The sequence below is a fragment of the Couchioplanes azureus genome (assembly GCF_014648355.1).
Classification (GTDB): Bacteria; Actinomycetota; Actinomycetes; order Mycobacteriales; family Micromonosporaceae; genus Actinoplanes; species Actinoplanes azureus.
On the sequence record NZ_BMQY01000015.1, the window covers coordinates 76,074 to 102,749 of the forward strand.

Here is a 26,676-nt window from a genome sequence, read left to right on the forward strand (position 1 = left end):
CCCAGGCACTGACACAGGAGACCTCATGACGTACCCGACCCAGCGTACGGACTCTCCGCGCACGTACTCGCGACCGGCGGCGCCGCCGTACCCGGAGGATCCGACGACGGCGACGCGGCACCTGTGCGCGGGGGCGTACCTGGACGACGCCTTCCGCAACGAATGTCTGCGGCAGGTCTACTACCAACCGCGCCGGGTCGTGGCCCCGTCCTTCGGGTTCGATGCGGTGCCGGTGTTGTCCCACTGCCTGCGTGCACGCAACGCCGCCATGGTTCGCGACTCGGCGATTCTCGGCACCGTGCTGGTCGCCGCCATCGCCTCGCCTGCGTCGCTTCTGCTCGTGCTGTCCAGCATGGCCACGTTGCAGGCGACGATCGCGACGTACCGTCTCGCCCGGGACATGATGCGCAAGCTCCGCAACGGGGAGTCGCTGCCCCTCGGTGCGCTGGTGCCCCGGGTCCTGCTGCTCGTCCTCGGCTGGACGCTGGCCAGCGTGGTCGGTGCGTTCGCGTCGACATCGCTGGTCAGCCAGGCGATGGGCTCGCTGGGCCAGGGCGGGATCGCGGGAGCGGACACCGCCCTGACCGCAATGGCCGTGGGAAGTCTGTTCCTGGCACTGCTGATCTTCCTCTATCCGGTCGGCTTCAGCCTGTGGCGGCAGACGGAGCTCTCCCGGATGGCGCCCGGCTCTCGCGTCACCCAACCGGTCCGCAACCCGCGGCTCGACGAGATCGCCCGGCAGCAGCGCGGCAACACGACGGTCTACAGCGGCTACAACCAGTACGTCGGATCCGGCGACATCGTCGAGACGTGGGGCTTCGCGCAGCGCCTGGTGCGAGCCGTCCGCCCGCTGGCCCGGGAGGTCGACGGGATTCGCGCGGCGTTCAGCACCGGCGCCACGCCGACGGAGCGGGAGCGGGAGTTCGCGCAGCCGCCGTTCGACGCACAGGAGCTCGTCGACTATGTGCGGGCCCACCTGTCGATGCTCCTGCCGCACCGGCAGGCCGAGGAACAGATCGCCGGTCTCACCGTGGAGGACCGGATCTGCCTGAGCGGCACCGAGGTCGGTCAGCTCCTGCCGCACACGCCTCCGGAGGTGATGGCGGCCGTGGTCCGCCATCCGACCACCCCGGCTCGCCACTACCTGGCCTGTCAGGTCTTCTCGTGGGGCGGCGAGCTGATCACGACGGTCCACGTGCACATCGCGGTCCAGGGCCGTTCGCTCTATCTCGAGCTCACCACGACCGCGTTGCCGCCGTGCGACGAGCGGTTCCGCATCGTCGACACGGTGGAGGGCCACAGCTCGGTGGCCTGGTTGCGCGCCGTCACGACGGGTCTGGCCGACACCCCGCGAATGATCTGGCGATCGCCCGCCAACCTGGCGGCGGCGCTGATCAACCTTGTGGCCGGGGCGGACAGCGGGCCGGCGGAGGAGGCGCGCCTGACACGCGGTTACGACTACGGCGCCCGGGTCGGCATCCGGGAGCTCGGGCGCGAGCCGGAGATGCGACTGCTGACCCAGCTCCAGGACGTCGCCAAGTACCAGAAGCTCATCGAGCGGCGGGTGATCGCCTCGGTCCTCGACTTCCTCGACGACCGGGAGATCGACACCGCCGAGTACCGCGCACGCGCGGCGTCGATCCTCAACGTCGACGGTGGCGTCCACAACTGGGGCGGCACCGTCACGAACAACGGCCCGGTGGCCGGCCGCGACGTACACGCCGGAGGCAATGCATGATCATGATCAACGGCGGTGTGCACACGTTCGGCGGCACCGTCACGAACAACGGTCCGGTCGCCGGCCGAGACGTCGTCTGGGGCAGCGCCCCGCGGACCGGCCCGGCGCCGCAGCGCCGAAGCGCGGACATCGGCATCCTGACCATCCTGGACGAGGAGATCCGCGCCGTACAGGCGGTGCTGCGGCAGATGGCCGACTACCACGAACGGCGGCTGAGCCACGGCCCGCTGGCCCGGGAGGCATGGCTTCCCGGGCGGGGCACACCGCGCATCCGCGTGGCCGCGGTGCAGGCCTTCACCCGTGGTACGAACTCGGCTGCGCTGGCATACCGGGGGCTGGTCGAGGAGTACCATCCCGCCGTCGTGCTGCTGGTCGGCATCGCCGGGGGCGTGGGCCGAGGTGTCGAGGTCGGCGACGTCGTACTGGCCGATGAGATCATCTCGTACGACGCCCGGCGCGAAGCACCGGACGGCATCCACCGTCGTGGTCAGGCCCAGTCGGTCGCGGTCTCGCTCGGGTACCGCCTCAACGACTTCTGCGCCGCCACGCCGGCGGAGCAACGCCGGCCGGACGGGGAGTCGTTCCGGATCCACCGCGGACCGATCGGGACCGGCAACGCCGTCGTGACCGACGCTGGTTCGGAGATCCGCCGCTGGCTGCACCATTTCCACGAGAAAGTACTGGCGGTGGAAACGGAGGCCGCGGGAGTCGCGCAGTCGTTCCACGAAAGCGTGCGGCAGGATGCCGGTCTGCGCGGATGGCTGACTGTCCGTGGTATCTCGGACACCGCAGACCAGCACAAAGGTCATGCCTTTCACGACCTCGCCGCCCGCCACGCCGCCGAGGTGATGGGCATGCTCGTGCCGTACCTGGACTTCGGTCCGGCCGGATAGGGCCACTTCGCCGGCACAGGTCGTCCGGCTCGTCGCGCCGCCCTCGTCGGCTCACGACAACGCGTCGACGAGCTGGTTGGCCAGCTTCTCGTGCGCGGCGTAGGCATCCGGCACTGCCGATCGTTGCACGGCCTGCGCCGCGTCGCCCAGACTCCGGGACTCCCAGCCGGATGTCTTGAGCAGCCGCTCGTAGAAGGCATTCGCCGCATACCGCGGACTCATCAGCTGCGCCACAGTGCCCCAGCCCTGACTCGGACGCTGCTGGAAGACACCGAGCGAGTCGAAGTTCTGGCCGCTTCCCTCGTTCGGCCGGTCGAGCGACGCCGGGACGGACGGGTTGGCAAGGTTGCGCAGGCTCGATTCCTGCATTCCGGTCATCAGGGCCACCAGCATCGCCCGGCGGGGGAGACCACGCTGCCGAGCGACCTGCACGATCACCGCGGCATTGTTCATCTGCACCTGATTGAGGCCCGCCACCGGTCGTGGTGGCCGGGTCGTCCTCGGCGAAGGGGCAGGAACCGCGGCTGACCTGGAGGGCGCGACCGGTGCCCGGGAGGCGCGCACCTCACCTCGCGTGGCGGCCGGCGGGGCGCTCGATCTCTGCTGGAGCGCGGCATCGATGGTGACCGGCGCCGTGGTCGCCGGGCCGGCGCCGTGGACGGCGACGATCCCGCCGACGGCGGCCGAGACGGCACTCATCGCCACCAGGACCAACACCCTGCGGCCTGACCGCCGAGCGCGGCGCCTGCCCTTTCGGCGCCGGCGCGGCGGCCAGTCCGTGTCGTACATGTCCGGCCGGGCTCCGGGCCATCGGTGCGCCCCGGGGTAGCTGTCGTGGCCCCCGCCACCACCGTGCGGGACGTACCCGACGCGCTGGCGCGGAACCCTGTCCGGCCCCCGGTACTTCGAGCGGGCTGCTGGATCGGATACTGCCGGATGATCCGAGAATGCCGGCGCCACGAACGCGACCACCCTTCCGCACACACCTGGGTCTGCCTGCGGTACGGCGCCCGTGCGGTCTCCGGATCACCATCGTGACGATCGTCACGCGGTCAGCATCGACCCGTCGGCGGGGTCGAACATCACGACCTGGCCCTTGCCCGCCGTCTTCGCGGCGTACATTGCCACATCCGCGTCGTGCAGCAGTGCGTCGACCCCGGTCTGGCCCTGCCACCTGGCGACCCCGATGCTCGCCCGCGGCCGGATCTCCCGGTCGCCCACGGTGACCGGGGCCTGGATCGCCGTGAGGATCCGCTGAGCCACGGCCGGGGCGTCGTCCGGGCTGTCGAGGCCGTCGAGCACCACCGCGAACTCGTCGCCGCCCAGCCGTGAGGCGGTGTCGTGACCGCGGACGCCCTCGCGCAGGCGCTGCCCGACGGCGGTGAGCAGCGCGTCGCCCACCGCATGCCCGTACAGGTCGTTGATCTGCTTGAACCCGTCGAGGTCGATGAGCAGTACCGCTACCGGTACGCCCCGGCGGGCGCTGGAGATCGCCTGGGCGACCCGGTCCCGGAAGAGCGTACGGTTGGCCAGCCCGGTGAGCCCGTCGTGGAAAGCCTGGTGCCGCATGGCGGCGAAGGCGTCCTCGAGGGCGACGAGGGTCTCGTTGAGGGCCCGGCCCAGCTGCCCGACCTCGTCATGACTGCTCACGTCGAGGCGGCGGCTGAAGTCCCCGCGCCCGACGCCGCTGAGCACGTCGACGGCTTCCTGCAGGGGGCGGGAGATTGTACGGGCCGCGAGCACCGACAGGGCGATCGCGACGACGGTGCCCGACGCGAGGAGCAGCATCATCATGCGGCCGGTCTTCTCGCTGCTCTCGCGGGCGTTCCTGGCGCCCGCGGCGACGGCGTCGACCAGGTGGGCGAGGAACTCGTCGGCCCGGTCCTTCACGGCGCGGGCGATGGCCTCCGAGCGCACCAGCACGATGGAGGCGGCGCGCTGCCGTTCGCCCAGCGTGCTGGCCTGCAGCGCGGTGTCCCGGGCGGTCCGCCACAACTTCAGGACCGCTTGGAAGGAGTCGAGGCGGGAACGTTCCCGGGCCGGCAGCCCCACGGTGCTCAGTTTGTCGAGCACCAGCGTGATGGTGTCGTCGGTCTGCGCGATCGTGGCGGCCGCGCTGTCCTGGTAGAAGCCCTGGTCGGAGAGGATGTGGGCGAGCACGGCCTCCTGCTGGGTGCCGATCGCGGCGCGGATGGCCGTCATGTGTGCCAGGGCGACCACGTTCACCCGGTACTGGTGGTCCTGCTGTGCGGCGAGGTGGCGGCTGCTGAGCAGGCCGATCACGCCGACTCCGGCGAAGATCGCCGCGACGACGAGGGAGACGACGGCGATCTTGGTGCCGACGCGCAGGTACGCGAACGGGCGGCGCAGTCGCGCGGCACAGGCGGCGTACCGGAGCTTGACCGGCGTGCCGCTCGGTCCGGCGTCCATCGACCGCCCTCCTCCCGGAACCAGATCTTGCGGTACGCCTATCGGCGACTAGGACGCAGGGTGAACGAATTATTGCTTTCCGTTACGACGGCCGGGTCACCCGGGCGGCCAGGACGCCTCGATCCGCGCGAGCACGGTGGCCGTGTCGGCCCCGTTGATCCAGTCGATCATTCCGGACCAGAAGGTCCCCGCGCCCACGGCGGAGGGCATGAGGTCCGAGCCGTCGAATCGGAAGGTCACGGTCGGATCGGTCAGCAGCTTCGCGGAGAGCTTCAGTACGGGCTCCGCCACGTTGGCCGGGTCGAAGCCGCGGTTGGCGCTGATGACCTTGCCGATCCGGGCGCGGTTGTTGGCGAACTCCGGCGTCGACATGTACGCGGTGACCAGGTCGACCTCGGGCCGGTCGGTCATCGCGCCGGCGAAGTTGCCGCCCCCGATGATCGGCCGCCCGTGTGCCGGGTCGATCGGCGGCAGGTGGAAGGCGAACACGTCGCCGTCCTCGGCGACCCGGGCGTTCGGTGGCAACCAGCTCGTGTAGAACGACGCCTGATGGTGCATGCCGCACTTGCGCTCCAGGACCGGCAGACCCCCCTCCTGGAACCCCGTCTTCGCGATGCTCTGCACGCCGCCGTGGCCGCCGTTGACGTATGCCGGGTTGCGGATGATGGCGCCCACGCGGTCGAGCGCGGCCACCACCCGCGGGTCGTCGAACGGAATGGCATGGGTCACCCACTGGTCGAAGACCTCCGGTCCGGCGGTGCGCAGCAGGACGTCCTCGAGCCAGTCGGTGGCCGGCCAGCCGGACGCGGCCCCGGACGCGAGCCCGACACACCACGGCTTGACCCCGTCGGCGGCGATCCGGGCGGTGAGCGCCATCAGTTCCTTCCAGCTGGCGGGGATGGCGTACCCCTTCTCCCGGAACAGCCGGGGCGAGTACCAGACGAACGACTTGACGTTGCCCTCGATGGGCGCGGCGTAGAACTCGCCGTCGACCGTCCCGTAGCGCCGCCAGTCGGCCGACCACCATCGCTCGGCGTTGGCCCGTACCTCGGCGGTGGCCGGCTCGAGCAGGCCCGCGCGGGCCATCCGCGCGATCAGCCCCGGCTGCGGGAAGAAGCCGATGTCGGGCCCGTCGCCGGCCCGTACCCGCGACTCCAGGGTGGCCTCGAAGTCGGTCGTGCCCTCGTAGGAGATGTCGATGCCGGTGCACTGCTCGAAGGCCTCCCACACGCGCTCCAGCGTGGTGGCCTCGACGTCGCGGATGGTCCCCTCGATGGTGACCTTCGTGCCGGATCGGCCCTGGTACGCCTCGTACGGCTGGCAGGAGGCGCCGCTCGGCTCCGGGTCCTCGCCGCCGCAGGCGACCGTGACGGTGAGCGCGCACGTCAACGGCAGCAGGAACGCCCACAGGCGCCGCATAGCCCCTCCTTTCGCATCAATTCAGTCCCAAGCTATCGAATTGCGCGAACACGAACGCCCGACTTTCGCCGACGAGCCCGGCGCCGACTCGGTCCGGTCCGGCGTCTGCCGTGCCTCGTGATCTTCATCGGCTAGGTATGCCTAGGTGCTCCGGGTACCCCTTACGAAGCCGCCTGACCAGCGAAGATAGGTAACCGCTGCCGATGTGGCGGCGCGCTCGCCGACCGAGGATCGATCCATCAACGGTCGACAAGGAGACGAGCCATGTTGATGCACCCGGACCTGATGCTGACCCTGGCGCACGATCACCACCGGGAGTTGATCGCCGCGGCCGACAGGAGGCGCCTGCTCACCAGCGCTCTGCGTGCCCTCCGGGCCCGCAGGGCTCGTCACGCCTCGATGGTCCGCGGACATCCCACCGGTACCCTGGCGCCGTGCGAACCATCCGCGGCGGTGCCAGCCCGGTGATGATCGGGCGGGAACGCGAGCTGCGCAGGCTGGCGCAGCTCGCCTCGGCGCACGAGCCGGCGGTCGCGATCATCGCGGGCGAGCCGGGCATCGGCAAGACCCGGCTGGTGCACGAGCTGCTGGCCACCGTGCCGGCGGAGACCGTGGTGCTGGTCGGGCAGGCGGAGCCCGGCTCGCTGTCCCGGCCCTACGAGGTGCTCCTGGACGCCATCGACGGCCGCCCGGAGGTCGACGAGGAGCAGCTCGCGGTCCTCGCCGACCCGCAGCGCAGCCCGGTCGAGCGCCTGCACACCGGTCTGGCCGTCCTGGCCGACCTGATCGGCGACTCCGCCGCGGTCATCGTCTTCGAGGACCTGCACTGGGCCGACTCGGAGAGCGCGGCGCTGTTCGAGCGGATCGCCGACCAGCGCGGGCCGCGGCTGCTCATCGGGACGTACCGGCCGGACGAGGTGACCCGCCGCCAGCCGGTGGCCGGGCTGCTGCCCCGGATGGAACGCCGGCACACCGTCACCCACGTACGGCTGGATCGCCTCACCCCCGCGCAGACCGCGGCGTTGCTGGCGGCCGCCACCGGCGCTCCGGCGCCGCTGCGCGCCGTGACGGCGCTGCACCAGCGCACCGGCGGCAACCCGTTCTTCCTGGAGGAACTGCTGCGCGCGCTGCCCAGCTCCGACGCGGAGGCGCTGGTCGAGCAGCCGCTGCCGTGGAGCCTGGCCGAGGTGCTCCGCCGCCAGGTCGACGACCTCGACCCGGTCAGCCGCCGCATCGTCGAGGCGGCCACCGTGCTCGGCCACCGCATCCCGTTCGACCTGCTCGCCGACGTGACCGGTGCGAGCGAGGACGAGCTCATCGCCGTGCTGCGCGACCTGGTCACCCGCGGGGTCCTGGTCGAGTCGGGCGAGGACGAGTTCGCGTTCCGGCACGCGCTCGTGCGCGAGGCGATCGCCGAGCAGATGCTCGGCCGGCAGCGCCGCCGGCTGCACGAGGCGGCGCTCGAGGCACTCCTGAGCGGTGGCACCTCCGACCCGGCCATGGTGGCGCACCATGCCCGCGGCGCCGGCCGCTACGACGACATGATCGCCGCGGCTCGCCGCGGTACCGCGCTCTACCTCTCCATCGGCTCTGCGTACCAGGCCCTGCAGCTGGCGGAGATGGGCCTCGACGAGGTGAGCGACGACACCGACCTGCTGGCCTCCGCCGCCCGGGCGGCGTGGCTGGCCGGACTGCTGGACGACGCCCTGCGGTACGGCCGCCGCTGGCGGGACCTCGCCGCCACCATGACCGAGCGTGCCGAGTCGCTGTACCTGCTGGTCCGCATCGCGTGGGAGTCCCGCGAAACCGGCGAGATGCGCGCCCTGACCCACGACATCGGGACCCTGATCGCGCAGCTGCCGCCCGGAGCCGACCAGGCGCGGGCGATGACCGCGATCGCGCAGTCCGCGTACCTGCGCGACGACCTGGACGACGCGCTGCTCTGGTCCGACCGCGCGCTCGCCCTGGCGGACGAGTTCGACCTGCCGGCCGTACGCCTGGCCGCGCTGGTCGAGAAGGGCTCGACGCTCGCGGAGCGTCCCCCGACCGCGGCGGAGGGCCGCAAGATCCTGTCCGCCCTCGTCGACGAGGCGGAGCAGGCGGGGGAGTGGGTGCTGGCCGCCCGAGCCCTCAACGCGCTGGTGCAGGGCGAGCCACCGACCTCCCCGGTCGAGCACGCCGAGACCCTGGAACGGATGCGGGTCGACGCCGAGCGAGCGGGCTTCGAGTCGCTCGCGGTGGCCACGTACTTCCAGGGCCGGGCCCGGCTCGCGTTGCGGGCCGGCAACCTGAGCGCCGCGATCGCCGCGCTGGAAGAGGGTCGCGAGCAGGACCGCGGCTACCGGCGCCGGGGCCGCTGGGCCGACTACCACGGGCAGTTCCTCGCCGGCCTCTACCTGGAGGCCGGCGAGCTGGACCAGGTCGAGCGGCTCATCGCGGACCTGGCAGCGCTGCCCGACAACCCGCCGACCACGATCCCCGGCCTCGCGTTCCACCTCGCCTGCCGGCGCGCCGACCTCGCGCGCGCCGAAGCCACCCTGGACGAGCTTTTCGCCGCCCTGGCCGAGCAGACGTGGCGCAGCGGCGAACAGGCCCACGACCTGATCTCCGCCGCGCTGGATCTCGGCATGCCGGCGCACAGGCTCGACCAGATGGCCGCCGCGCTGCTCGACGCCGACGTCTGGGACGCCTACCGGACACTCGTCGACGCCCAGCTTGCGGAAGCGCGCGGCCGGCACGCCGAAGCGCTGGCCAGCTACCTCTCCATCGCCGACGCCCACATCCTCGGGCCGGCGACTCGCGGTTCCGTACGGGTGTACGCCGCGCGCTGCCTGCTCGCGGAGGACCGGCGAGAGCAGGCCACCGCACAGGTGGAGGCGGCCGCACCCCTGCTGGCCGAGTGGCGCGGCTGGCGGGTGGCCCAGCTCGCCCAGGTCCGGGCCCAGCTGGGCATGGCGCCGGCCGACGCGGCGCCCGCGGTCACCGGCCCGGCCGCCCTGACTCCCCGCGAGCGGGAAGTGGCCGTGCTGATCAGCGACGGGCTGACCAACACGGAGCTGGCCCGGCGCCTCTACATCTCACCGAAGACCGCCGCCGTGCACGTCTCGAACATCCTGCGGAAGCTGGGCGTCTCGTCCCGGACCGAGGTAGGCGACCGCATCGGGCGCCCTTGACCGCGGCGTACCACGCGAGAGACAACGCGCCGCTGCCCGGGGCGGGTTCGGTGTCGCGCCGGTCTTCGTGGGTACCCGTGGCAGATGAGCAGGGACAAGACCTACCGGCCCGCCTTGCCCATCCACGTGCGGACCTCGTTCCACGACGGGGTGCTGGGGCGCATGCGGATCCGCTCGCTGGGCGAGCCGCGTCCGGGCGTACCGGAAATCGTGATGATCCAAGGCATGACCGTGAGCGACTATCTGCTGCCGGGCCTGGCCGCGCTGAGCACCTGGACCCGCGCGCATCTGGTGGAGCTGCCCGGCGGAAGCGGCAGCGGCCCGCCGCCGCACGACCTCACCGTCGCCGAGTACGCCCACGCCGCCGCCGAATGGCTGCGCGCGCAGCCCCCGGGCCCGGTCCTGCTCGCCGGCCACTCCAGCGGCACCCAGGTCGCAGCGGAGACGGCCGGGCATTGCGGCGACCGCATCGCCGGGGTCGTCCTCGCCGGCCCCGCGATCGACCCCGCCGCCCGAGGTGGCCTGCGGGTCTTCGCACGCTGGTGGGCCGACCGGCGGCGCGACCCGAAGAGCCTGGACGAAGTGCACAAACCCGAACGCCAGCGGGTCGGATTCCGGCGGTTGTTCCAGGTCTTGCGCGCCCATCTGCGGCATGACCTGGAAACGCCGGTCAGCGCCCTGGCCGTACCGGTGCTGATCATCCGCGGCCGTGACGACCGCCTGGGCACTGCGCGGTGGGGCCGGCGCCTCGCCGACCTGGCTCCCGACGGCCGGTACGTCGAGGTTCCCGGAACGCACTCGTTCTGCTGGCGCTATCCGGATGCGTGGTCCGCACCGATCCGACAATTCGCCACTCGCGCCTCGGAGGCTGATTCACGACGACTTTCGTCTCGAGGGCATCACCTTTGGGGTTCGTCGGGTGCGGGGACCGGTATGGGGCGTCCACCTGCGGGTATGGGGGGACCATGAGCACAGATACCTTCGCCGAAGTGCAGGCTCTGCTGGACGATCTCGACTTTCCCGCGGACAAGGACACCATCGTGCGGCATGCCGCCGGACGAGGTGCGGCCGAGGACTCCGCGGCGGTCCGGGCCCTTCGCGGCATGCCGCTGGCGACCTACCGGAACATCTCGGAGATTCGCAGCTCGGTCGATCTGGACCCGTCGCAGACACCGGACTGACCCGGGGTCCGGGTCACGCCCGAGGGGCCTCCGCTGCGCCTGCCGCACCAGAGTCGTCCGCGGCGTTGTCCGGCCGCGAAGCGCGCCCGGGCCGGACAACGTTGCGCCTCAGCGGCCGGCGGCCTGCACGCGCCGCAGCGCGGCGGCTGCCCGGAGCCGGTCCGGCGCGGCCGGGTCGACCGCGACACCGGCGCCCCGGTCCGGCACGTCCGCCCAGCCCTCGATGCGCGCGGCGAGCCGTTCCAGCCGGGCATCGCCGGGCGGTACGGCGATGAAGAAGGCGCCCTCCATCGGCCGCGACGCGTCGTCGCCGCCCCAGCGCACCACGCCGTCGCACTCGGCGAGGATGTCGCGCACCATGGCGACCTGCTGCGGGTAGAGGTTGTCGCCGGCTCCTGCGGGATAGCTGCCCGGGCGCAGTGCGAGTGCGGTGCCGGACCGGAAGTGCGCGCCCGCGGCGGTGCCGTCGGCCGCGGCGCCGAGGTGGCCGGCGACCTCCCCCGCGGCCAGCTCGTCCACGTCGTAGTGGAAGCGGCGGGCCACGTGCAGCAGCACCGTCGCCGTGGCACCCGGCAGCAGCGCGACGGTGGCGTCGCTGCCTTCGATGCGATGCTTCTTCGCCTGGCCGGCGTCGATCGCGGGCCACCCGTTGCCGGTGGCCTGCCCGGTCCGGGCCGGCGTGGCACCCGCGGGCCGGGCGGGGCGGGCATGCCCATCGCCAGCCCGGCGGCCGCTCCGCCGAGGGCGGCCAGCAGGCGCCGCCGGGACAGGAGGGTACGGTCGGTCATCGGGGACTCCTCGGCAGTCATGGTCGGGGACAGGCAGCCGCTCATCACGGATTCGCCGCGGTCTCGTCGTCGACGAGTTGCTGGAACCGGTCGGCGAGGCCCTGGACGAACTCGTCCAGCCGCCCGGCGGGCAGATCCTGCGGCATCAGCGTCGGTATCCCGCCGGTCGCCTGGATGAGGAAGAGGCGGCCGACGTCGATGATCGGCCTGGGCCCCGGCAGCAGCGCGGCCATCGCGAGCTTCTCGAGGTTCGCCGTGTTCAGGAACCTGCCGGTGAAGAAGGAGCGGAAGCGGCGCTTGTGGCCGCCGCGACGCAACAGTGCGTCGAGCTCGTCGGTGATCTTCGCGCCGGCACGCAGCCTCATGCCGATGTTGTAGGCGTCCGCGTCCTCGGCCGGTCCGGTTCATCGACAGGGCGGACCGATGCTAGGAAGCCGTCTTTCGGTGGTCTTTCGACCGGTGATCACCGGTCACGGGCCGCTACCGACGACCCCGGCTGCTCCTGCCAAGCCTCGGCCCGGACCGCTCCACGTCGCCGACGACCCGCGCGACCCGCCCGTCGGGCAGCGGCGGGGCACCCTTACCGCCGGGCACAGCCGCCAGTCCGGGCGCCCTCTCGCCGGGTCCGGCGCTACCGGGCTGGTGCCGTCGAGTCGCTGCCGGAGCAACTGCCGGCGCCGACGCGGACCCGCAGGCGTGATGTCGCGCCCGGGAGGGGTGTGCCGGCGAGCTCCGCGATGACCGAGCCGAGTTCGGCCGCCGGCCAGGCGCCGGCGCCGGGTACGCGAGCGAGGGTGGCCAGCGGCATGTCCGGCCGCTCCGCGTCGGTGGGCTCCTGGACGAGGACCGTGCCGCCGGCCGCGGCCACGGCGGCGGCACCGGCGGCGCCGTCGCGAAGTCTTCCGGACAGCACGACGGCGATGACTCGAGGACCACAGGTGGCAGCGGCGCTGCGCATCAGCGGGTCGATCGCGGGCCGGGTGCAGTTGACCAGCGGCCCGCCGTGCAGCCGCAAGGTGTTCCGGCCCGTGACGACCAGATGCTGTCCGGGGACGGCGACGGTGAGCGACCCCGGGGTCAACCGCTGCCCGGCTACGGCGTGCGCCGCAGGCAGAGCTCCGTGCTTCGACAGGATGGCGGGGAGTCGGTACGCGCTGGGGTGCTGGGCATGGACCACGATGAGGACGCTGGCGGGCAGGTCGGCGGGCAGATCGGCGACGACGTGCCGGAGTGCGGCGAGTCCGCCGGCCGAGGCGCCGATGACCACGACATCGCGTCCGGGCATGGCGCCACCTCCGTTTCCGCACGGGTGACCGTCGCGACGACGGGCAGCCGTGCGACCGGTAGGTGTCAGCGTGGCATGTCGAACCGGGCCGGCAATAGGTCCGGAACCGAAGACCGTGCGGTCGGAAAACGAAGCAGGCCTACGTGATCATCTCCTGCTGTCACTCGTGCAGGGTCCGGCTGGGTGGCAGTCCATAGACGGCTCGGTAGCGGCGGGCGAAGCGTGAGCTGGTGAATCCCCAGCGTGCGGCGATCGTGGCGATGGTCTGCCCGTCGCCTGCGGTGGCAGCGCGAAGGTCCTCATGGGCGCGGTCGAGCCGGACACGGCGCAGGTAGGCCATCGGGGTGGTGTCGAGGTGCCGCCGGAACGCCAGTTGCAGAGCGCGGGGAGTCACGTAGGCGGCGCGGGCGATGTCGGCGAGGGTCAGGTCGATGTCGGGATTGGCCTCGATGTACGAGGTGGCGCGCCGCAGCGTGTCCGGGTGCGCGTCGTGCCGATCCCCGGCGGTGGGTGTGGTGACCGCGGTGTTCGGGAAGGTGTCCAGCAGGCGGGCTGCGAGGTACTGGCTGGCGGTGGAGACCACCAGTGGTGATCGCGGCCCGGGTCCGGCCATGACGCTGTCCCGTACCTCTGCCACGGAGCGTTGCAGGGTGAGCGCCGCCTGCCGGGAGATCGGCCGGTGGTCGAGCATGCGTACCGGTTCGGCGTCCTTCACCGCGCTCGAGGCCACCTGGTCGAGCAGCGCGGGATCGATCATGAGTTGCCGCATGCGTGCCGACTGCACGATCCCTCGGTAGGGAAGCCCGGGCCGGCAGATCAGGAAGAGGTCGCCGGGACCGAAGGTCTCCTCGCGTTCCTCACCGACCCGGTAGATCGAGTTCTTGACGACGTTGCTGAGGACGAGGTACGGCTGTGGCTCGGCGTTGTAGCCGAGGTCGAAGCTGTATTCGAATTCGTCGAAGGCCACCTGTGGGGACATGACGCGCCGCGTGATGTGGGTGTGCGTGCGCTCTCCGGCGGCGCCGAGGTGCATCCGGGAGTAGAGGTTGCTCACGAACGCCTCGACCTCTGCCACGTCATGGCTGTCGAAGGTCACCGGTTCCATCGGATCTTGCTCTCCCTGACTACGCCGAACTGTTCGCGGTAGAAGTCGCTGAACCGGGTGTCGGGGCCGGAACCCTCGGCGGCGACGGCCACGGCCGTGCCGCCAGGGGGCAGGTCGGCGGCTCGCAGGCCGAGGTGGGCGTCGTCAAGCCTGTGCCTCAGCGCGGATGCCGAGCCGAAGCCGTCCTGCCTGGGCACCTGCGGCTCGACAGCGAGCCGCCGGACCCACCGGACCGTTGTCCAACTGCTTCCCCTCGCCCATGACGGTAGTCCCGCCGGCGGCGATGGGTAAGACCCGCAAGAGTGTTCCGCCTGCCGCCCTGAACCCGGCCGGCCGAATGCTCAGGTCCGGCCGTCGTTCTCGGTGGCCAGTCCTCCGAGGAGCGGACGTGTTCCGGTCTTTCGGACCTGCACGGGCCGCCTCCCGCGAGGGAGGATGTGTATCGGGCAGTCATCGACCGGTGGATGGGCGTGTCCCCGACATCGCGCCGGCTCGGATCGGGCTCGACGGGAGGGCGATGGTTGCTGCGAACGGGACCGAACGGCTCGTGGTCGACCGTGGCGGCAGCGCCAAGACCACCTCGATGGGGCGCTTCTGTGGCAGATCGTGCCCGGCGCTCCGACTCGCTCTAGTGGACCCGGCCCCGCGGGGGCGGCGCCGGACCGGTTGAGATGACGAGAGGCATACCATGCGACAGAGACCTCGAAGTATCGTCGCGGTGCTGATCACGGCCGCGCTCGCGACGCTCGTGAGCGCGAGTGGTGCGGACGCGACGGTCCAGGGCCCCAGCTACCAGCTTCTGGATCTGGGCACTCTCGGCGGACAGAGCAGCTATGCAAGCGCCATCAACGATCGTGGCCATGTCGTCGGCAGCAGCCAGGTCGGCGACGGCACCTGGCATGGGTTTCTGTGGCGGTCGGGGACGATGACGGACCTCGGGCTGTTCCGGCCGAACGGCATCAACAACCAGGACGAGCTCATCGGTACGACCGAAGCCGACACCTCCGCGTACCTGTGGCGCGACGGAACGATCACCCGCCTGGGCTCCCTCGGTGGACCCTGGACGTATCCGGTGGCCATCAACGACCGCGGGCAGGTGGTGGGCACCAGCTCGACCGCCGATGCCGTCGACGCCGTGTTCCTCTGGTCGTGTGGCCTGATGCGCCCGCTGCCGCTGCACAGCGTCTCCGACATCAACATCCGTGGCCAGGTCGCGGGTGGACGACGGCACGAGCCCGGGGGCCACCATGCCGCGGTCTGGTGGCGTGGGAAGGTCACCGACCTGGGTGCGGGCCCGTTCGACCGCAGCAACACCTCCGGTATCGACGTCCGCGGCTGGGCCGTCGGCTGGCAGTTCTCCGCCGCCCAGGACGAGCGCGGAGTCTTGTGGCGGCGAGGAAAGGCCGTCGACCTCGGCACCCTCGGCGGTGCCGCCACGCACGTCATCGCCATCAACGATCGTGGACAGATCCTCGGCACCTCCGAGACAGCCGGGGGAGACGTCCATCCGTTCCTGTGGCAGCGTGGCATCATGACGGACCTGACCGGTTCCGGCGTGGACCCGGACCATGACTTCGTGGGCCTCAACGATCGCGGCGAGATCGCCACCTCGTTCCGGCCGGAGTGGGGCACCTCGCATGCGGCGATATATCGCCCCGTACGGATGGGACAGCAGATACCGGGGTCGGCAGAATCGGCGGCAGGCGCTCGGCCCGCCACCCCACGCTGCGGCGACCGGTAGGCCGGAAGGCGCCGCCCCGCCCTGGCGCGGCGGCGCCGCGCGCCCGAGCACCCCAGCACAGGCCTGGGCGCGGTGAGTCGGCAGCGGACCTACCAGATCACCAACCGCAGCGACTTTCCCGCGCCGATTGCCGTCCTTGCGCAGGGTAGGTTGTGGCTCGAACGTGACGTCAACGAGTGGATCAAGCGAAATCGTCCACGAAGGCCGGCCAAGCGGGGGACCAGTTAGGCGTCGGGGGACCTCGATCTCTCCTGCCGGATCGGTCAGGAGGTGCCGACTGCCGCGCGGTGCTGGGCGGCCCGGGCCAGGCGGTAGGTGAAGTAGATCGCGGTCACGCTCGCGACCTCGGCCTCGCCGCCCGGCAGGAAGGTGGTGTTCGGCAGTCCGGCCGCCTTCGACCACGGCGTGCAGGCCACCAGCGAATAGCGCTACACGAGTGCGCAACCGACTTGGCTGGGGATCGCCCATGCCAACCGGCCGAGGCGACTCTCCCGATCGGTAGATGCGGTCGGGTCGCCTGGTAGAAGAACGGCGCGGACTTTCCTGCGATTGTTGGTTCCGGGAATGTCGATGGCTCGCCGCAACGGCTGCCAACGCTCCTCGAGGGCCGGACAGTCCTTTCTTCTGCGGTGCGCAATAGCGAGACAAAGAGGTGTGCCCCCGCCGGGGAAACGGCGCGGGGCGTACCTCCGTTTGCCGCATTTACGATGCTCGGGGAATTTCTTTTCCGCATTGAACCGGATGCATCGTCGGCCACGTAGAAACGATCAGCTGTTACCCGAAGCGCAGCCGATGTCGAGAGGGTGACCATGCTCCGCGCCCGCCGGGGGCCGATGGCGACGTGGGGGACCGTTCGGGCGCCTGAGGGGACGACACGGCGGGTCGCATGGAAGTGGAGGCGGCATGAGGACGGTCTTCTATTACCGCGGCGGGGAAATGATCATCACCGATCAGGCGCTCGTCAGGCTCGGCAATGGCGTGGCGCGTTATTCGATCAGGCATATCGGTAAGATCGGCATGGTCCGGCGCCTGAGGTGCGGGCGGGCGTCGTCCGGTGAGATAGCCGCCTTAGCGGCACTGATCACAGCCGGTCTGGTGGTCGGTTCGGTGCTGCAGAAACCGTTGTTTCCTGCGGCGTCGGCAGTGCTTGCCGCAATTCTCGCATTCCGCCGGCTGCGCGTCCCGAAAATGGAGCTGTGGGCGGAATATCGCGGGAGTGTCGCGGTACTGTTCTCCACCACTGATCCCCGGGTCTTCGGTCAGGTCTCCCGGGCGTTGATGCGAGCCGTCGAATCCTGCAGGTTGCGCAGGGACGGCGCGTCGGCGGAGCATCCGGCCGCCGGCTCGCGATGAGATGGACAGGTTGAGGATATGCATCTGCTGATGGGCAGTGGCGCACGTTCGGTCGTCCGCATCGTGTTCACCGGCGACCTCGACGAGGCACGCGCCGGCGAGGTTCGGGACGTCATCGTCGAGAAGATGTTCATCTCCGCTCCGGCGCGCATAGAGTTGGACCTCGGTCAGGTCGGCACTGTGGCGTCCTCGGCGTTCGGGCCCCTTGTTGCTTGCCATCAACTGGCGACCATCGCAGGAAGTCGGCTGATGATAGTCGGGGCCTCGCCCGCCGTGCGCAGGTTCATCTGGGCCTGTGGACTGTCCGGGCTCTTCTCCCCAGAGGACGGGCACGGTGGCGACATCGGCGGACATCCATGAGGATGCGGGGGTGGAGAGCTTCGCCAGCGATGGTTACCGCTTCGACGTCATCGACGTCCCCGCGGTCGACGGCAGCAGTACCGGGCAGACCTGCGTGCTGCTGCACGGCTTCCCGGAGGATCGCCATTGCTGGGACGCGGTGGCCCCGGCATTGGCCGGGGCCGGCTATCGGGTGCTGGCTCCCGACCTGCGTGGCTACTCCGCCGGTGCCAGGCCGGTCTCGCGCCGCGCGTACACACTTTCCCGGCTCGCAGGAGACGTGCTCGCTCTGGCCGACGCGGCCGGCGTGAAGCGGTTCCACGTGGTCGGCCACGACTGGGGCGCGGCCTTGGCCTGGTATCTGGCCGGGCATCACCCCCGCCGAGTGATCTCTGTGGGGGCCCTGTCGGTACCGCATCCGGAGGCGTTCCTGCGAGCCCTGGTGAGCAGCAGCCAAGCGGTCCGCTCCTGGTACATGGTCGTCTTCCAGCTGCCGGGACTGCCCGAACTGGCGCTGTCACGACGAGGCGGCCGCGCCATGCGAGCGGCGCTGCTGCGTACGGGACTGGACCCGGCCAGCGCGGACCGCTACGCCTCCCGGGCGGCCGACCGCGCCGCCATGCGTGGCCCGCTCAACTGGTACCGGGCATTGCCGTTCGGTCTGCGAGACCGGACCGCCCGGATCGACGTGCCGGCACTCTTTCTGTGGAGCGACGGCGACCGCTTCATCAGCCGAGCCGCAGCCGAGCTGTGCGGGCGTTACGTCGACGCCCCCTATCGGTTCGAGGTACTCCGCGGCGCCTCCCACTGGCTGCCCGAGGAAAAGCCCGAGCAGGTGGCCGAATTGCTCATAGAGCATTTTGCCCGAGTCGCAAACTAGCGGAAAGTGGACCTGCCAGCCGGTTCGGCGTGACCTGTCGTCGGGCGGCGGATGCCGCAGGATGGGGCCATGCCGCGCCGTACCCTGCCGTCCCTGCTCGTCTTCGCCGGTGTCGCCGTCGCCGCGACCGCCGTCATCACCTGGGCCGTGGCCGACGTGCTCTACGAGATCGCCTTGCCGCGCTGCGTCAGTGGGCGGCGAGTGGTGAGCTGCGGCGGCGACCACGGCTGGCACGACACGTCGTCGTGGGTCAGTGCCGTGCTCGCGGTTCCGATGCTGCTCACGCTCGTGGGAACGTACCTCTGTCTGTCGTCGCGGTTGGTGCGCGCGGAGAAGGCGAAGCGCCGGGAGGCGCTGCGGTCGGCGCTGCGGCGTCGGTCCGCGCTGGTGCTGGCCGGGGCGGTCGCGGTGACGGTACCGGTGACGATGCTCGTGCGGTCCCTCCTGTGACGGTGGACCGGCGGTTCGCACGGTGCATCCACTTGCACCGGTCACAGCGTGCGACCTGTCGGTGCCAGGTGACCTGACCAGGGGAAAGACAGCTCTCGAGATTTCCTCACGCGGCACTTCAGCGGATCTCCAGCGGCGCTGTGACGGTGGAGGGGCACTTCGCTTCCTACCGCAGGAGGTTCCTCATGGCACTGCCGTACCGCCCCGCCGCCTTCTCCGCGGCCTTGCTGCTCGCCTCCACCGCCCTGGCCGTGACCGCCGGTCCGGCTTCACCCGCCGCCGCGGCGGACGCCGCCGTGGTCCTGCGTCCGGACGGTGACGTCGTCCGGGAATGGAGCAGCGGCACCCCGGGCCCGGCGTGGTCCGCGCTCGACGACGCCGTGGTGCAGCCGGCTTCCGTGTCCTCGGCCGACTACATCTATGCGAGCGGCGCCGGGCGGCGTACCGAGGTCACGCTCCAGACCACGTCCCTGGCCGGCGGCACGGCCTCGGTCGCGGGCTGGTTCTACGCCAACACCGGCGGCTCCACCCAGCTGACCGCCGAGATCGTGTCGGGCGGCCGGACGCTGGGGAGCACCACGGTCGCCGCCGGCTCGGGATTCGGCTGGCGTTCGGTGAGCGCGACCGGGGTCGCCCAGGCCGGTCTGGACGATCTGCGGCTGCGGTTCACCACCGCGGGGGGAGGTGACAGCAACGTGCGGGCCGCGTACGCCTCCGCGACGGTGACCCCCGGCTCGTCGTGCACCCCGGCCTGGGGCACGTTCGGCCCGGGCGCCTGGCCGCCGGCGTGCTGGCGCCCGTTCGAGGCGAACAGCCCCTTCAACACCCGGATCCCGCCGAACCCGCGGCTGATCGAGCGCGCCGACGCCATCAAGGCACGGATCCTCGGCGACATCTCCGCCCGCGACTACCCCGGGCACATCGTCGCGGACCCGCGGGGCGTCGGCGGCGAGCCCACCTACTACGCCCAGCCCGGCGACCCGTCGTACGTGATCGACTGCCTGTCGTACGGCGGTAACTGCACCATCGACGGCATGAGCGTGCGCATCCCGGCGCAGGCCGCACCGGAGGGTGGCTGGTCGGCCCCGGCCGGCGCGGACCGGCACCTGACCGTGGTGGACCAGAGCACCGGATGGTCCTACGACATGTGGCAGGTGCGCGGCAGCGGCCTTCCCGCGCCCGGCGGCACCCTGCAGATCTCCTTCGGCGGCCGGTCGCGCATCGTCGGCGAGTGCACTCCCGGCAAGCCCGCGGACGGCACCAACTGCGAGCCCGACCGCAGCGTCGGGCACGGCACGGCCGCGCACGTCGCCGGGCTGGCCGGCCGGGTGCGCGTCGAGGAGCTGCAGGCGGGCCGGATCGACCACGCCCTGAACATCGTGCTCGAGTGCGACAACGGCGGCGAACCGGTGTACCCGGCCCGCGGCAAGGGCCAGCCCTGTGCGAACACGGTGGACGCCCCGCCGATGGGCGCGCTGCTGCAGCTCGACATGACGCCGCAGCAGATCGACGCGCTGCCGGTGCAGCCGTGGAAGAAGGTGTTCCTGCGCGCCATGGCCGAGTACGGCATGTACTTCGGCGACACCGGCTCGCAGAACCTCTTCTCCATCGAGGTCGAGTCGGGCAACCAGTACACCGCGTTCGGCAAGCCGGACCCGTGGCTCGCCTACGGACAGGCGAACTGGGAGCCGTACACCAGCGACGGCGTGACCTCGTACGTGGCGAAGCTCTACAACCGCCCCGGCGACCCCGACCCGAACCTCGACTGGATGAAGGCCGTGTGGAGCCACCTGCGGGTGCTCCACCCGTGCGTGGCCGAGCGGACCTGCTGATCGGGTAACCGTGGCGCCGGCGCCCCGACGTGGGCGCCGGCGCTCAGTCGTTCAGCACCACGACGTGCAGCGGCAGGACCGACTGCCGGTTCTCGGGCATCCGGGTCACCGTGAGCAGCGCCCACCGGCCGGCATGCGTGCGCAGGCACACCTTGGCTCCGGCGGACAGCCCGGCCAGCCGCACGTTCCCGCCGCCCTGCCGGGGCAGGCCGCGGCAGACCTCCGGCGGATCGCCCCGGTTGACCGCATGCACGGCGTTGAAGGCGTTCGTGTTGGTCAGGTCGACCCCGGAGAGCTGGTCGTGCGGTGCGGTGGGGCTGGTGCGGTACAGGTCGAGATGGTCGTAGTCCGGCGAGCGCGGGTTGTTGGTGGCGTGCCAGTCGCTGGGCCGTCCCGCGGGGATGTCCAGGTCGTAGCCGATGCCGGGCCGCACCGCCACGTCGAACTCCGAGAAGACCCCGCCGACCTGCGGTTCCTCGGCCGCCCTGCCGCGGCTCACGCTCAGTGCGGCGCCCGCTGCAATGACGAGTACGGCCACAGCAGCGATCCGCCCCCACGGGCGGCGGCGCGCCGCTCGTGGCGCGACGACGGGCCGTACCTCGGCCGGGCTCACCGGTGCCCGGGGCGACTCGGGCGGCGCCTCGCCGAGCTCCAGATCCGGGTCCTGCCGCAGGATGCGCTGCTCCAGCCGCTGCAGCTCCGGCCCCGGTTCGACGCCCAGCTCCTCGACCAGGCGCGACCGCGCGGCGCGGTACACGCCGAGCGCCTCGGCCTGCCGGCGGGACCGGTAGAGGGCCAGCATGAGCTGCGCCACCGGCTCCTCCCGCCAGGGGTCGGCCGCCACCAGGCGCTCGAGTTCGGCCACCACCTCGGCGTGCCGCCCGAGCGCGAGATCCGCGTCGATCCGCAGCTCGGTGGCGACCAGCCGGCATTCCTCCAGCCGGGCCGCCTCCCGCGCCGCCTGGTCGCCGGGCACGTTGCCGTACGCCGGCCCCCGCCACCACCCGAGGGCCGCCTGCAGCAGGTCCGCGGCCTTGTCGTACTCGTGGGCCTCCAGGGCCGTCCGGCCGCGGCGCACCGCCTCCTCGAACCGGCGGCTGTCCGGCTGGTCGGGCGGCAGATCGAGCAGATACCCGCCCGGCACCGAGCGCAGCACGCGGGGCTTGCCGCCGGGCGCACGGTCCGGCTCGAGCAGCCGGCGCAGCTGCGACACGTACGTCTGCAGGGTGTTCGCGGCACTGACCGGCGGACCGTCGGGCCACACCTCCGCGGCAAGGGCCTCGGGGGTGACCAGCTCCCCACAACGCACCGTCAGACAAGCCAGCACGGCACGCGCCTTGGCGGCGGGAACAACGACGTCGCGCCCTGCGTGCCGGACGGTCAACGGCCCGAGTACCAGGATCTCCACGCCACCACTATGCCCCTCGATCGCCAGCCCTCGATGCCGGGCGTTGCGTATCGGACAACCATCGCTTCGCAGAAGGTCGCGGCGAAACCACGGCGTGGCAGACGGCCGGAGCCGTCGGTGAAGGTCTCTCAGTCCGCGGCGGTGTCGGCCACGTCGGCATGGCCGGCGTGGCCTCGAGGGAAGCGATGGTTCCCCACGCGGAGGCCTTGCGACCGGGCCGCGGGAGCGGTCGCGGCGAGCCCCACGGACGAGGACGGCGCGGTTGCCGGGGCGCAGACGCGGCGCAGCAGCGGGGTCATGGCGGCGCCGGCGGCGGCGAGGCAGCCGCCCAGGGCGAGCCAGCCGAGTGGCCCCGCGGCGAGCACCCCCGCGGTCAGCAGGAGCGGGCCTGCGGCGCGGGCCACCGGCACCCCGGCGCCCCAGACGGCCTGGTAGCGCCCCTCGGCGCCGGGCGGCGTGAGCGCGTAGCCGATGGTCCAGCTGGCCGCGGAGAACTCCACCTCGGCGAGGGTCAGCAGCACCACCCCGCTCGCCACCGCGGCGCACGCCGGTGCGGCATGGTGGGTCAGTCCGGCGGCGCCGATCGCGGCGGTCGCCAGCAGCATGCCCCGCCCGGCGCGGCGCATCGCGCGGACGGCCGCCGCAAGGGTGGGCACGCGGCGGGCGGCGCGGGTCTGCAGCGCCGCGACGCCGGCGGTGTTGGTGAGGAACGCGAGCGCCACCGTCACCGGCGGGGCGGCCGTCGCGGTGGCGATCCAGAGCGGAAGGACGACACTGAGCAGCGGCATCTGCAGCAGAAGTACCGCATTGAGGGCGGCCGCGGCAACGAACCGGCGGTCGCGCAGCATCCCGGCTCGCGGCCGTGGCGTGGCGGACGTCCGATGGCGGGGGAGCATGCCCAGCAGCCCGGCGGCGACGAGCAAGGCGACGGCGTCCAGCAACAGCACCATCGTGTACGAGGCGGTGGTGCCGACCACTGCAGCCGCGCCGCCCAGACCCGCGCCGGCTCCGATGCCGACGTTCTGCAGAGCCTGCAGCCGACCGCGTACCACTGTGCGCTCATGCGCGGGGACGAACAGGGCCACGGCGGTCTGCCGCGTGGCGCCGAGCGCGGTTGCGCAGACCGCGTAGCCGGTGGCCACGACGACGAACGACGCGGACCCCGAGACCAACGGGTACGCGCCGACCACGGCCGCGGCGGTGAGTGCCCGCACGGTCCGGCGCTCCGGTGTCACGTGCGCTCCTGGAGGGCGACGAGCGACGGCGAGTTCCGCTACGACCGGCACCCGGTGGGAGCCGTGCAGGCCCTCGCCCCGGAACACGTCGCCTGCGTCGGCACCGCCAGCAAGACCCTCGCCCCGGGCGTACGGCTCGGCTGGCTGGTGGCCCCGATCGCCTGGCTCGACGAGCTGGTCGCCGCCAAGGCGACCACCGACGGCCACAGCAGCAGCGTCGACCAGCTCGGCCTCGCCGAACTGCTCACCAGCGGCGCGTACGACCGGCACGTCCGCCGCTGCCGCCACACCTACCGTCGTCGCCGCGACCAGCTGAACGTCCTCCTCGGCGACCCCCGGCTCGGCGCCCGGGTGAGCGGGATCGCCGCGGGAATGCACGCCATCGTCACCCTTCCCGAGCACCTCGACGAGCCGGCGGCCGTCGCGGCCGCCGCGCGCCGAAGCCTCGCCGTCGACGGTCTGGGCACCTACCGGCGTGGCGGACCGGAACACCCGCCGGCGCTCGTGGTCGGCTACGGCACCCCGCCGGACCACGCGTACCGCGGCGCCCTCACACGGCTCGCCGCCGTGCTGCGCGAGGCCGGGTCGTGATCCGATCGAGCGCCTGCCGCACCGGCGAGTCCACGGTGGCCGGGCGGTCGGCGTCGCGTCGCTCGGCTGGCGGGCGGCCCGCCGCCGGTCCGCTGCCACGGCGGGGAAGATCAGCGGAAGTAGTCGTTCATTCCCGGCACGTCCGAGAGGTAGGTGTCGATGGCATGGATCCGGCCGTCACGCAGGCGAAGGACGGTGGCGAGGTGCTCGTCGAGGGTGCGGCCGTCGGCGTGCTCGGCGGTATTGCGCAACGACAGGGTCACGCCAGACTGGCCGACCAGCACGTGGAGCAGTTCGGTGCGTACCGCGCCGGCGGCGATGTCCTTCGTTCGGGCGATGACGGCGTCGGCGCCCCGCGCGGTTCCGGAGATCCTCGCCGACCCGGGCAGGGTCCACTCGACCGCCTCGTCCAGCAGGGCGCGCAGGCCGTCCCAGTCCCGGGCCGCGTAGGCGGCCAAGAACCGCTCCCCGACAGTGATGTCGCCGGTGTTCGCCAGCATGGGACCTCCTATAGTTCGTCTGTCCGCGAACAATAGAACGGAGGCTCGGTCCGTCGCCAGCGCCCATGACGCGCGCCATAGTTCGCGTACTATCGAACCATGACGGCGTTGGTGCATCCCGCTCGCGGCGACCTGCGACTGCCGGACGTGTTGGAGGCGCTCGCCCATCCGGTCCGGCTGCGCATCGTGCGCCGCCTCGCGGATGGTGAAGAGCTGACCTGCGGTACCACCCTGCCCGACGTCGGCAAGTCGACGGCCAGCCATCATTGGCGCGTGCTGCGTGAGGGCGGCGTGCTGTTCCAGCGGCGCGAGGGGCGCACCGTGCTGATGTCCCTACGCCGAGCGGACCTGGACGCCCGCTTCCCCGGCCTCCTCGACGCCGTGCTGAATGCCGCCGCATCCGCGGAGCCCGCCACTCCCGGCGGCTAGGTTCTGTCCCGTGGGTCATGGCCGTCAGGGGCCGGGCGTGGTTCGACGCCTGGCTTCGTCCGGCAGCTACCGGGCCCCATCGACGATCAGCCGAGCTTGACGTTGAAGATCGGGTTGGCCGCGAGCTTCGTGAAGGCGGCCAGGCCGGCGGGGGTGCTGTCGATGCTGATGTCGCGGTTGCCCTCGTCGTCGGCCTTCGTGTCGAAGTGCACGATGGCCTTGATCGCGGGCCGCTGCGCGAGTTGTGGCAGGACGCTGTCGTAGACGAAGGACTTGTCGGCGGCCATGCCGATGCGGTGGTAGGCGCCCCACTCGGCGATCATGATCGGCTTGCCGGCGTGCGCGGTGGTGGCCCACTCGTAGAAGCCGAGGCCGCCGCCGGTCGGCTTGCGGTCGAGCAGGTCGGCGAAGTCACCGTAGTGGTAGTAACCCTTCTCGACGCTGACGTAGGAGTCCAGGCCGATCCAGTCGACGACGTCGTCGCCCGGGTAGAGGTCCTTCCACCAGGTTTGCGCCATCCACTTCTCGTTGCCCATGTAGGCCAGCACGTTGACCACGTTGGTGGCGCCCTGGGCGCGCAGACGCTCGATGGTGTGGCGGTACATGGCGGCGTAGTCCTTGGCCTCCCAGCCGGAGCCGGCCTTGGCGATCACGTCGTTCTCCGGCTCGTGGTGCAGCACGAGGAAGGTCTTCTTGCCGTAGGCCTTGATCCGGGTGGCGAACGCGTCGATCCGCTTGTCCTGCTCGCCCCGGGCGACCTTGGCCCAGGTGGAGCCGTACGCGATCTTCCAGTTGAGCAGCAGGACGCGCGGGTGGGCGGGGTCGCTGGTCATGGCGATCTCGGCCCTGGTGGGGAACGGCTCGTCGCCCTTGTGGTACGTGTGGAAGATGGTGGCGGTACGGCCGCTCAGCTTCTCCCAGTTCTGGTGCTCCACATCGCGGGGCAGGCTGGTGAAGCCGCCCGCCGCGCCGCCCCACAGCACACCGCAGGAGGGCACCAGCAGGGAGCCGGTGGTGCAGTTGCCGTAGTCGCCAGGTGCGGCCGGCGCGGCGGCGGGCGCCGTGCCGGCGGTGGTGATGACCAGTTCCGGGCCACCGCGCGCCTTGCTCTCGGCCGACTGGAAGCGCACCGTGCCGTTGGTCAGCGACGAGGTCACCGCGAATGCGTAGGTGCCGGGACGGGTGACCACGCGGCCGAGGTCGAAGCGGATGCGGGTGTCGGTGGCCCGCGGGGTGACCGAGGCGACCGCGGCGCCGAGCCTCGGGGCGTTGCCGGAGGTCAGCTTCGCCTCGGTCCACGAGGTGCCTGCGACCCGCGAGACGGTGACCTTGCCGGACGGCTTGCCGGACGGGCTCAGGTACAGGCGTGCGGCCTTGACCTTGGTGCCGGCCGGGACCGTGAACTTGAGGTAGGCGATCTTGCGGTCCTTGCCGAGCTTGCCGATGGCGAGCTTGTCGCTCGAACCGAAGGCGGTGCTCTTGCGGCCGCTGGAGGTGTAGGTGTCGTGCGCGGGCCGGATGGCCAGTTCGGCATCGGCCGCCGCGGCGGCGGCGTTCGGCACCATCACGGCGATGGCGCCGGCGAGTACGGCGGTCAGAGCTGTCCACGACTTCGGCAGCTTGGCGCGTCGCACGATGAGTTCTCCCCCGGTTGGTCCGGCCGAGGTCGGCCAGGATTGCGGGCAAGAGTCCGGGGCCGGCGGTGCGCGTGCAGTGCCCGTGCGGGTGCCAGCCAGTTGCGGCGATCCACAGCGAAGCGGTCCCTCTACTCCCTGGCGAGGGCTGTGTGCCTGCGTGCCGCCCTGCCGTCGTCGGGCCTTCTGCACCCGTACGGCAACCGCCCGTCGACCGCCGCCGCAACCCGGTGGAGCAGGCACCCGGCCGGCAACCCAGCACTCACGGCAAG

General features: G+C 71.8%; 25 protein-coding genes and 1 pseudogene. 13 read left to right on the plus strand and 13 right to left on the minus strand.

Features of this window, described 5'->3' with window-relative positions:
• Window positions 1-25: 25 nt before the first annotated feature.
• Both IEY99_RS32110 and IEY99_RS32115 read left to right on the plus strand, forming a co-directional pair.
• Window positions 26-1,738, plus strand: coding sequence for an AbeC-like domain-containing protein (locus IEY99_RS32110; protein ID WP_189207868.1), 1,713 nt, complete (start codon window positions 26-28; stop codon window positions 1,736-1,738).
• Window positions 1,735-2,631 (plus strand): 5'-methylthioadenosine/S-adenosylhomocysteine nucleosidase family protein, encoded by an 897-nt coding sequence (locus tag IEY99_RS32115; RefSeq protein WP_189207869.1) that lies wholly within the window; start codon window positions 1,735-1,737, stop codon window positions 2,629-2,631. Before IEY99_RS32110 ends, IEY99_RS32115 begins: the two co-directional genes overlap by 4 nt.
• A 51-nt stretch (window positions 2,632-2,682) precedes the next feature.
• Here IEY99_RS32115 and IEY99_RS32120 read toward each other — a convergent pair whose 3' ends face one another.
• From IEY99_RS32120 to IEY99_RS32130, 3 genes are all read right to left on the minus strand, one after another.
• The gene (locus IEY99_RS32120; RefSeq protein WP_189207870.1) at window positions 2,683-3,069 is read right to left on the minus strand and encodes a hypothetical protein; all 387 of its coding nucleotides are present in this window, start codon (window positions 3,067-3,069) and stop codon (window positions 2,683-2,685) included.
• Window positions 3,070-3,675: 606 nt separating this feature from the next.
• Window positions 3,676-5,061 carry a diguanylate cyclase domain-containing protein gene (locus IEY99_RS32125; RefSeq protein WP_189207871.1) on the minus strand — a complete coding sequence of 462 codons (1,386 nt, stop codon included), beginning with the start codon at window positions 5,059-5,061 and terminating at the stop codon, window positions 3,676-3,678.
• A 96-nt stretch (window positions 5,062-5,157) separates the two neighbouring features.
• The gene (locus tag IEY99_RS32130; protein WP_189207872.1) at window positions 5,158-6,480 is read right to left on the minus strand and encodes an ABC transporter substrate-binding protein; all 1,323 of its coding nucleotides are present in this window, start codon (window positions 6,478-6,480) and stop codon (window positions 5,158-5,160) included.
• Window positions 6,481-6,914: 434 nt separating this feature from the next.
• Here IEY99_RS32130 and IEY99_RS32135 point away from each other — a divergent pair, with 434 nt between their 5' ends.
• From IEY99_RS32135 to IEY99_RS32145, 3 genes are all read left to right on the plus strand, one after another.
• A complete protein-coding gene (locus IEY99_RS32135; protein WP_229799454.1) occupies window positions 6,915-9,653 on the plus strand; it encodes a LuxR family transcriptional regulator in 2,739 nt (912 codons plus the stop codon).
• 84 nt (window positions 9,654-9,737) lie between these two features.
• On the plus strand, window positions 9,738-10,622 hold the full coding sequence (locus IEY99_RS32140; RefSeq protein ID WP_189207873.1) for an alpha/beta fold hydrolase: 885 nt from the start codon (window positions 9,738-9,740) through the stop codon (window positions 10,620-10,622).
• Window positions 10,619-10,834, plus strand: coding sequence for a DUF2795 domain-containing protein (locus tag IEY99_RS32145; protein ID WP_189207874.1), 216 nt, complete (start codon window positions 10,619-10,621; stop codon window positions 10,832-10,834). Before IEY99_RS32140 ends, IEY99_RS32145 begins: the two co-directional genes overlap by 4 nt.
• 108 nt (window positions 10,835-10,942) lie before the next feature.
• Here the strand turns inward: IEY99_RS32145 and IEY99_RS32150 are convergent, their stop codons facing one another.
• The 5 genes and pseudogenes from IEY99_RS32150 to IEY99_RS32170 all read right to left on the minus strand — a co-directional run bounded on the left by IEY99_RS32150 (window position 10,943) and on the right by IEY99_RS32170 (window position 14,209).
• Window positions 10,943-11,389, minus strand: a complete 447-nt coding sequence (locus tag IEY99_RS32150) for a hypothetical protein (protein WP_229799455.1) — start codon at window positions 11,387-11,389, stop codon at window positions 10,943-10,945.
• Between the two features lie 277 nt (window positions 11,390-11,666).
• Window positions 11,667-12,002 (minus strand): annotated as a pseudogene (locus IEY99_RS32155) (glycoside hydrolase domain-containing protein); the annotation flags it as partial.
• Between the two features lie 251 nt (window positions 12,003-12,253).
• The gene (locus tag IEY99_RS32160) at window positions 12,254-12,907 is read right to left on the minus strand and encodes a chemotaxis protein CheB (RefSeq protein ID WP_189207876.1); all 654 of its coding nucleotides are present in this window, start codon (window positions 12,905-12,907) and stop codon (window positions 12,254-12,256) included.
• Between the two features lie 160 nt (window positions 12,908-13,067).
• The gene (locus IEY99_RS32165) at window positions 13,068-14,012 is read right to left on the minus strand and encodes a helix-turn-helix transcriptional regulator (RefSeq protein WP_189207877.1); all 945 of its coding nucleotides are present in this window, start codon (window positions 14,010-14,012) and stop codon (window positions 13,068-13,070) included.
• A complete protein-coding gene (locus tag IEY99_RS32170; protein WP_189207878.1) occupies window positions 14,000-14,209 on the minus strand; it encodes a hypothetical protein in 210 nt (69 codons plus the stop codon). The genes IEY99_RS32165 and IEY99_RS32170 overlap by 13 nt, the downstream gene beginning before the upstream one ends.
• Before the next feature lie 521 nt (window positions 14,210-14,730).
• Here IEY99_RS32170 and IEY99_RS32175 point away from each other — a divergent pair.
• Window positions 14,731-15,753 carry a hypothetical protein gene (locus IEY99_RS32175; RefSeq protein ID WP_189207879.1) on the plus strand — a complete coding sequence of 341 codons (1,023 nt, stop codon included), beginning with the start codon at window positions 14,731-14,733 and terminating at the stop codon, window positions 15,751-15,753.
• Window positions 15,754-16,016: 263 nt separating this feature from the next.
• On the opposite strand, the gene IEY99_RS32180 is transcribed toward IEY99_RS32175, so the two are convergent.
• Complete coding sequence (locus IEY99_RS32180; protein ID WP_189207880.1) at window positions 16,017-16,169, minus strand: hypothetical protein; 153 nt, start codon at window positions 16,167-16,169, stop codon at window positions 16,017-16,019.
• Window positions 16,170-16,656: 487 nt separating this feature from the next.
• Here IEY99_RS32180 and IEY99_RS32185 point away from each other — a divergent pair, with 487 nt between their 5' ends.
• The 5 genes from IEY99_RS32185 to IEY99_RS32205 all read left to right on the plus strand — a co-directional run bounded on the left by IEY99_RS32185 (window position 16,657) and on the right by IEY99_RS32205 (window position 20,607).
• The gene (locus IEY99_RS32185; RefSeq protein WP_189207881.1) at window positions 16,657-17,106 is read left to right on the plus strand and encodes a DUF6232 family protein; all 450 of its coding nucleotides are present in this window, start codon (window positions 16,657-16,659) and stop codon (window positions 17,104-17,106) included.
• 18 nt (window positions 17,107-17,124) lie between these two features.
• Entirely contained in the window at window positions 17,125-17,466 is a 342-nt protein-coding gene (locus IEY99_RS32190) for an STAS domain-containing protein (protein WP_189207882.1), read from the plus strand.
• Window positions 17,467-17,476: 10 nt separating this feature from the next.
• Window positions 17,477-18,325: an alpha/beta fold hydrolase gene (locus IEY99_RS32195; RefSeq protein ID WP_189207883.1), complete on the plus strand. Its 849-nt coding sequence runs from the start codon at window positions 17,477-17,479 to the stop codon at window positions 18,323-18,325.
• 69 nt (window positions 18,326-18,394) lie between these two features.
• Entirely contained in the window at window positions 18,395-18,775 is a 381-nt protein-coding gene (locus IEY99_RS32200) for a hypothetical protein (protein ID WP_189207884.1), read from the plus strand.
• Window positions 18,776-18,960: 185 nt separating this feature from the next.
• Window positions 18,961-20,607 carry a hypothetical protein gene (locus IEY99_RS32205; protein WP_189207885.1) on the plus strand — a complete coding sequence of 549 codons (1,647 nt, stop codon included), beginning with the start codon at window positions 18,961-18,963 and terminating at the stop codon, window positions 20,605-20,607.
• Between the two features lie 43 nt (window positions 20,608-20,650).
• Here IEY99_RS32205 and IEY99_RS32210 read toward each other — a convergent pair whose 3' ends face one another.
• Both IEY99_RS32210 and IEY99_RS32215 read right to left on the minus strand, forming a co-directional pair.
• Complete coding sequence (locus IEY99_RS32210; protein WP_189207886.1) at window positions 20,651-22,015, minus strand: AfsR/SARP family transcriptional regulator; 1,365 nt, start codon at window positions 22,013-22,015, stop codon at window positions 20,651-20,653.
• A gap of 128 nt (window positions 22,016-22,143) precedes the next feature.
• Window positions 22,144-23,250 (minus strand): MFS transporter, encoded by a 1,107-nt coding sequence (locus IEY99_RS32215; protein ID WP_189207887.1) that lies wholly within the window; start codon window positions 23,248-23,250, stop codon window positions 22,144-22,146.
• Here IEY99_RS32215 and IEY99_RS32220 point away from each other — a divergent pair, their 5' ends adjacent.
• Complete coding sequence (locus IEY99_RS32220; RefSeq protein ID WP_189207888.1) at window positions 23,251-23,841, plus strand: aminotransferase class I/II-fold pyridoxal phosphate-dependent enzyme; 591 nt, start codon at window positions 23,251-23,253, stop codon at window positions 23,839-23,841. It begins immediately after the preceding gene.
• 110 nt (window positions 23,842-23,951) lie between these two features.
• Here IEY99_RS32220 and IEY99_RS32225 read toward each other — a convergent pair whose 3' ends face one another.
• Window positions 23,952-24,341 (minus strand): nuclear transport factor 2 family protein, encoded by a 390-nt coding sequence (locus IEY99_RS32225; protein ID WP_189207889.1) that lies wholly within the window; start codon window positions 24,339-24,341, stop codon window positions 23,952-23,954.
• A gap of 99 nt (window positions 24,342-24,440) precedes the next feature.
• On the opposite strand from IEY99_RS32225, the gene IEY99_RS32230 reads away from it, so the two are divergent.
• The gene (locus tag IEY99_RS32230; RefSeq protein ID WP_189207890.1) at window positions 24,441-24,770 is read left to right on the plus strand and encodes an ArsR/SmtB family transcription factor; all 330 of its coding nucleotides are present in this window, start codon (window positions 24,441-24,443) and stop codon (window positions 24,768-24,770) included.
• 86 nt (window positions 24,771-24,856) lie between these two features.
• Here IEY99_RS32230 and IEY99_RS32235 read toward each other — a convergent pair whose 3' ends face one another.
• Window positions 24,857-26,404 (minus strand): CBM96 family carbohydrate-binding protein, encoded by a 1,548-nt coding sequence (locus tag IEY99_RS32235; protein WP_229799456.1) that lies wholly within the window; start codon window positions 26,402-26,404, stop codon window positions 24,857-24,859.
• Between the last annotated feature and the right edge of the window lie 272 nt (window positions 26,405-26,676).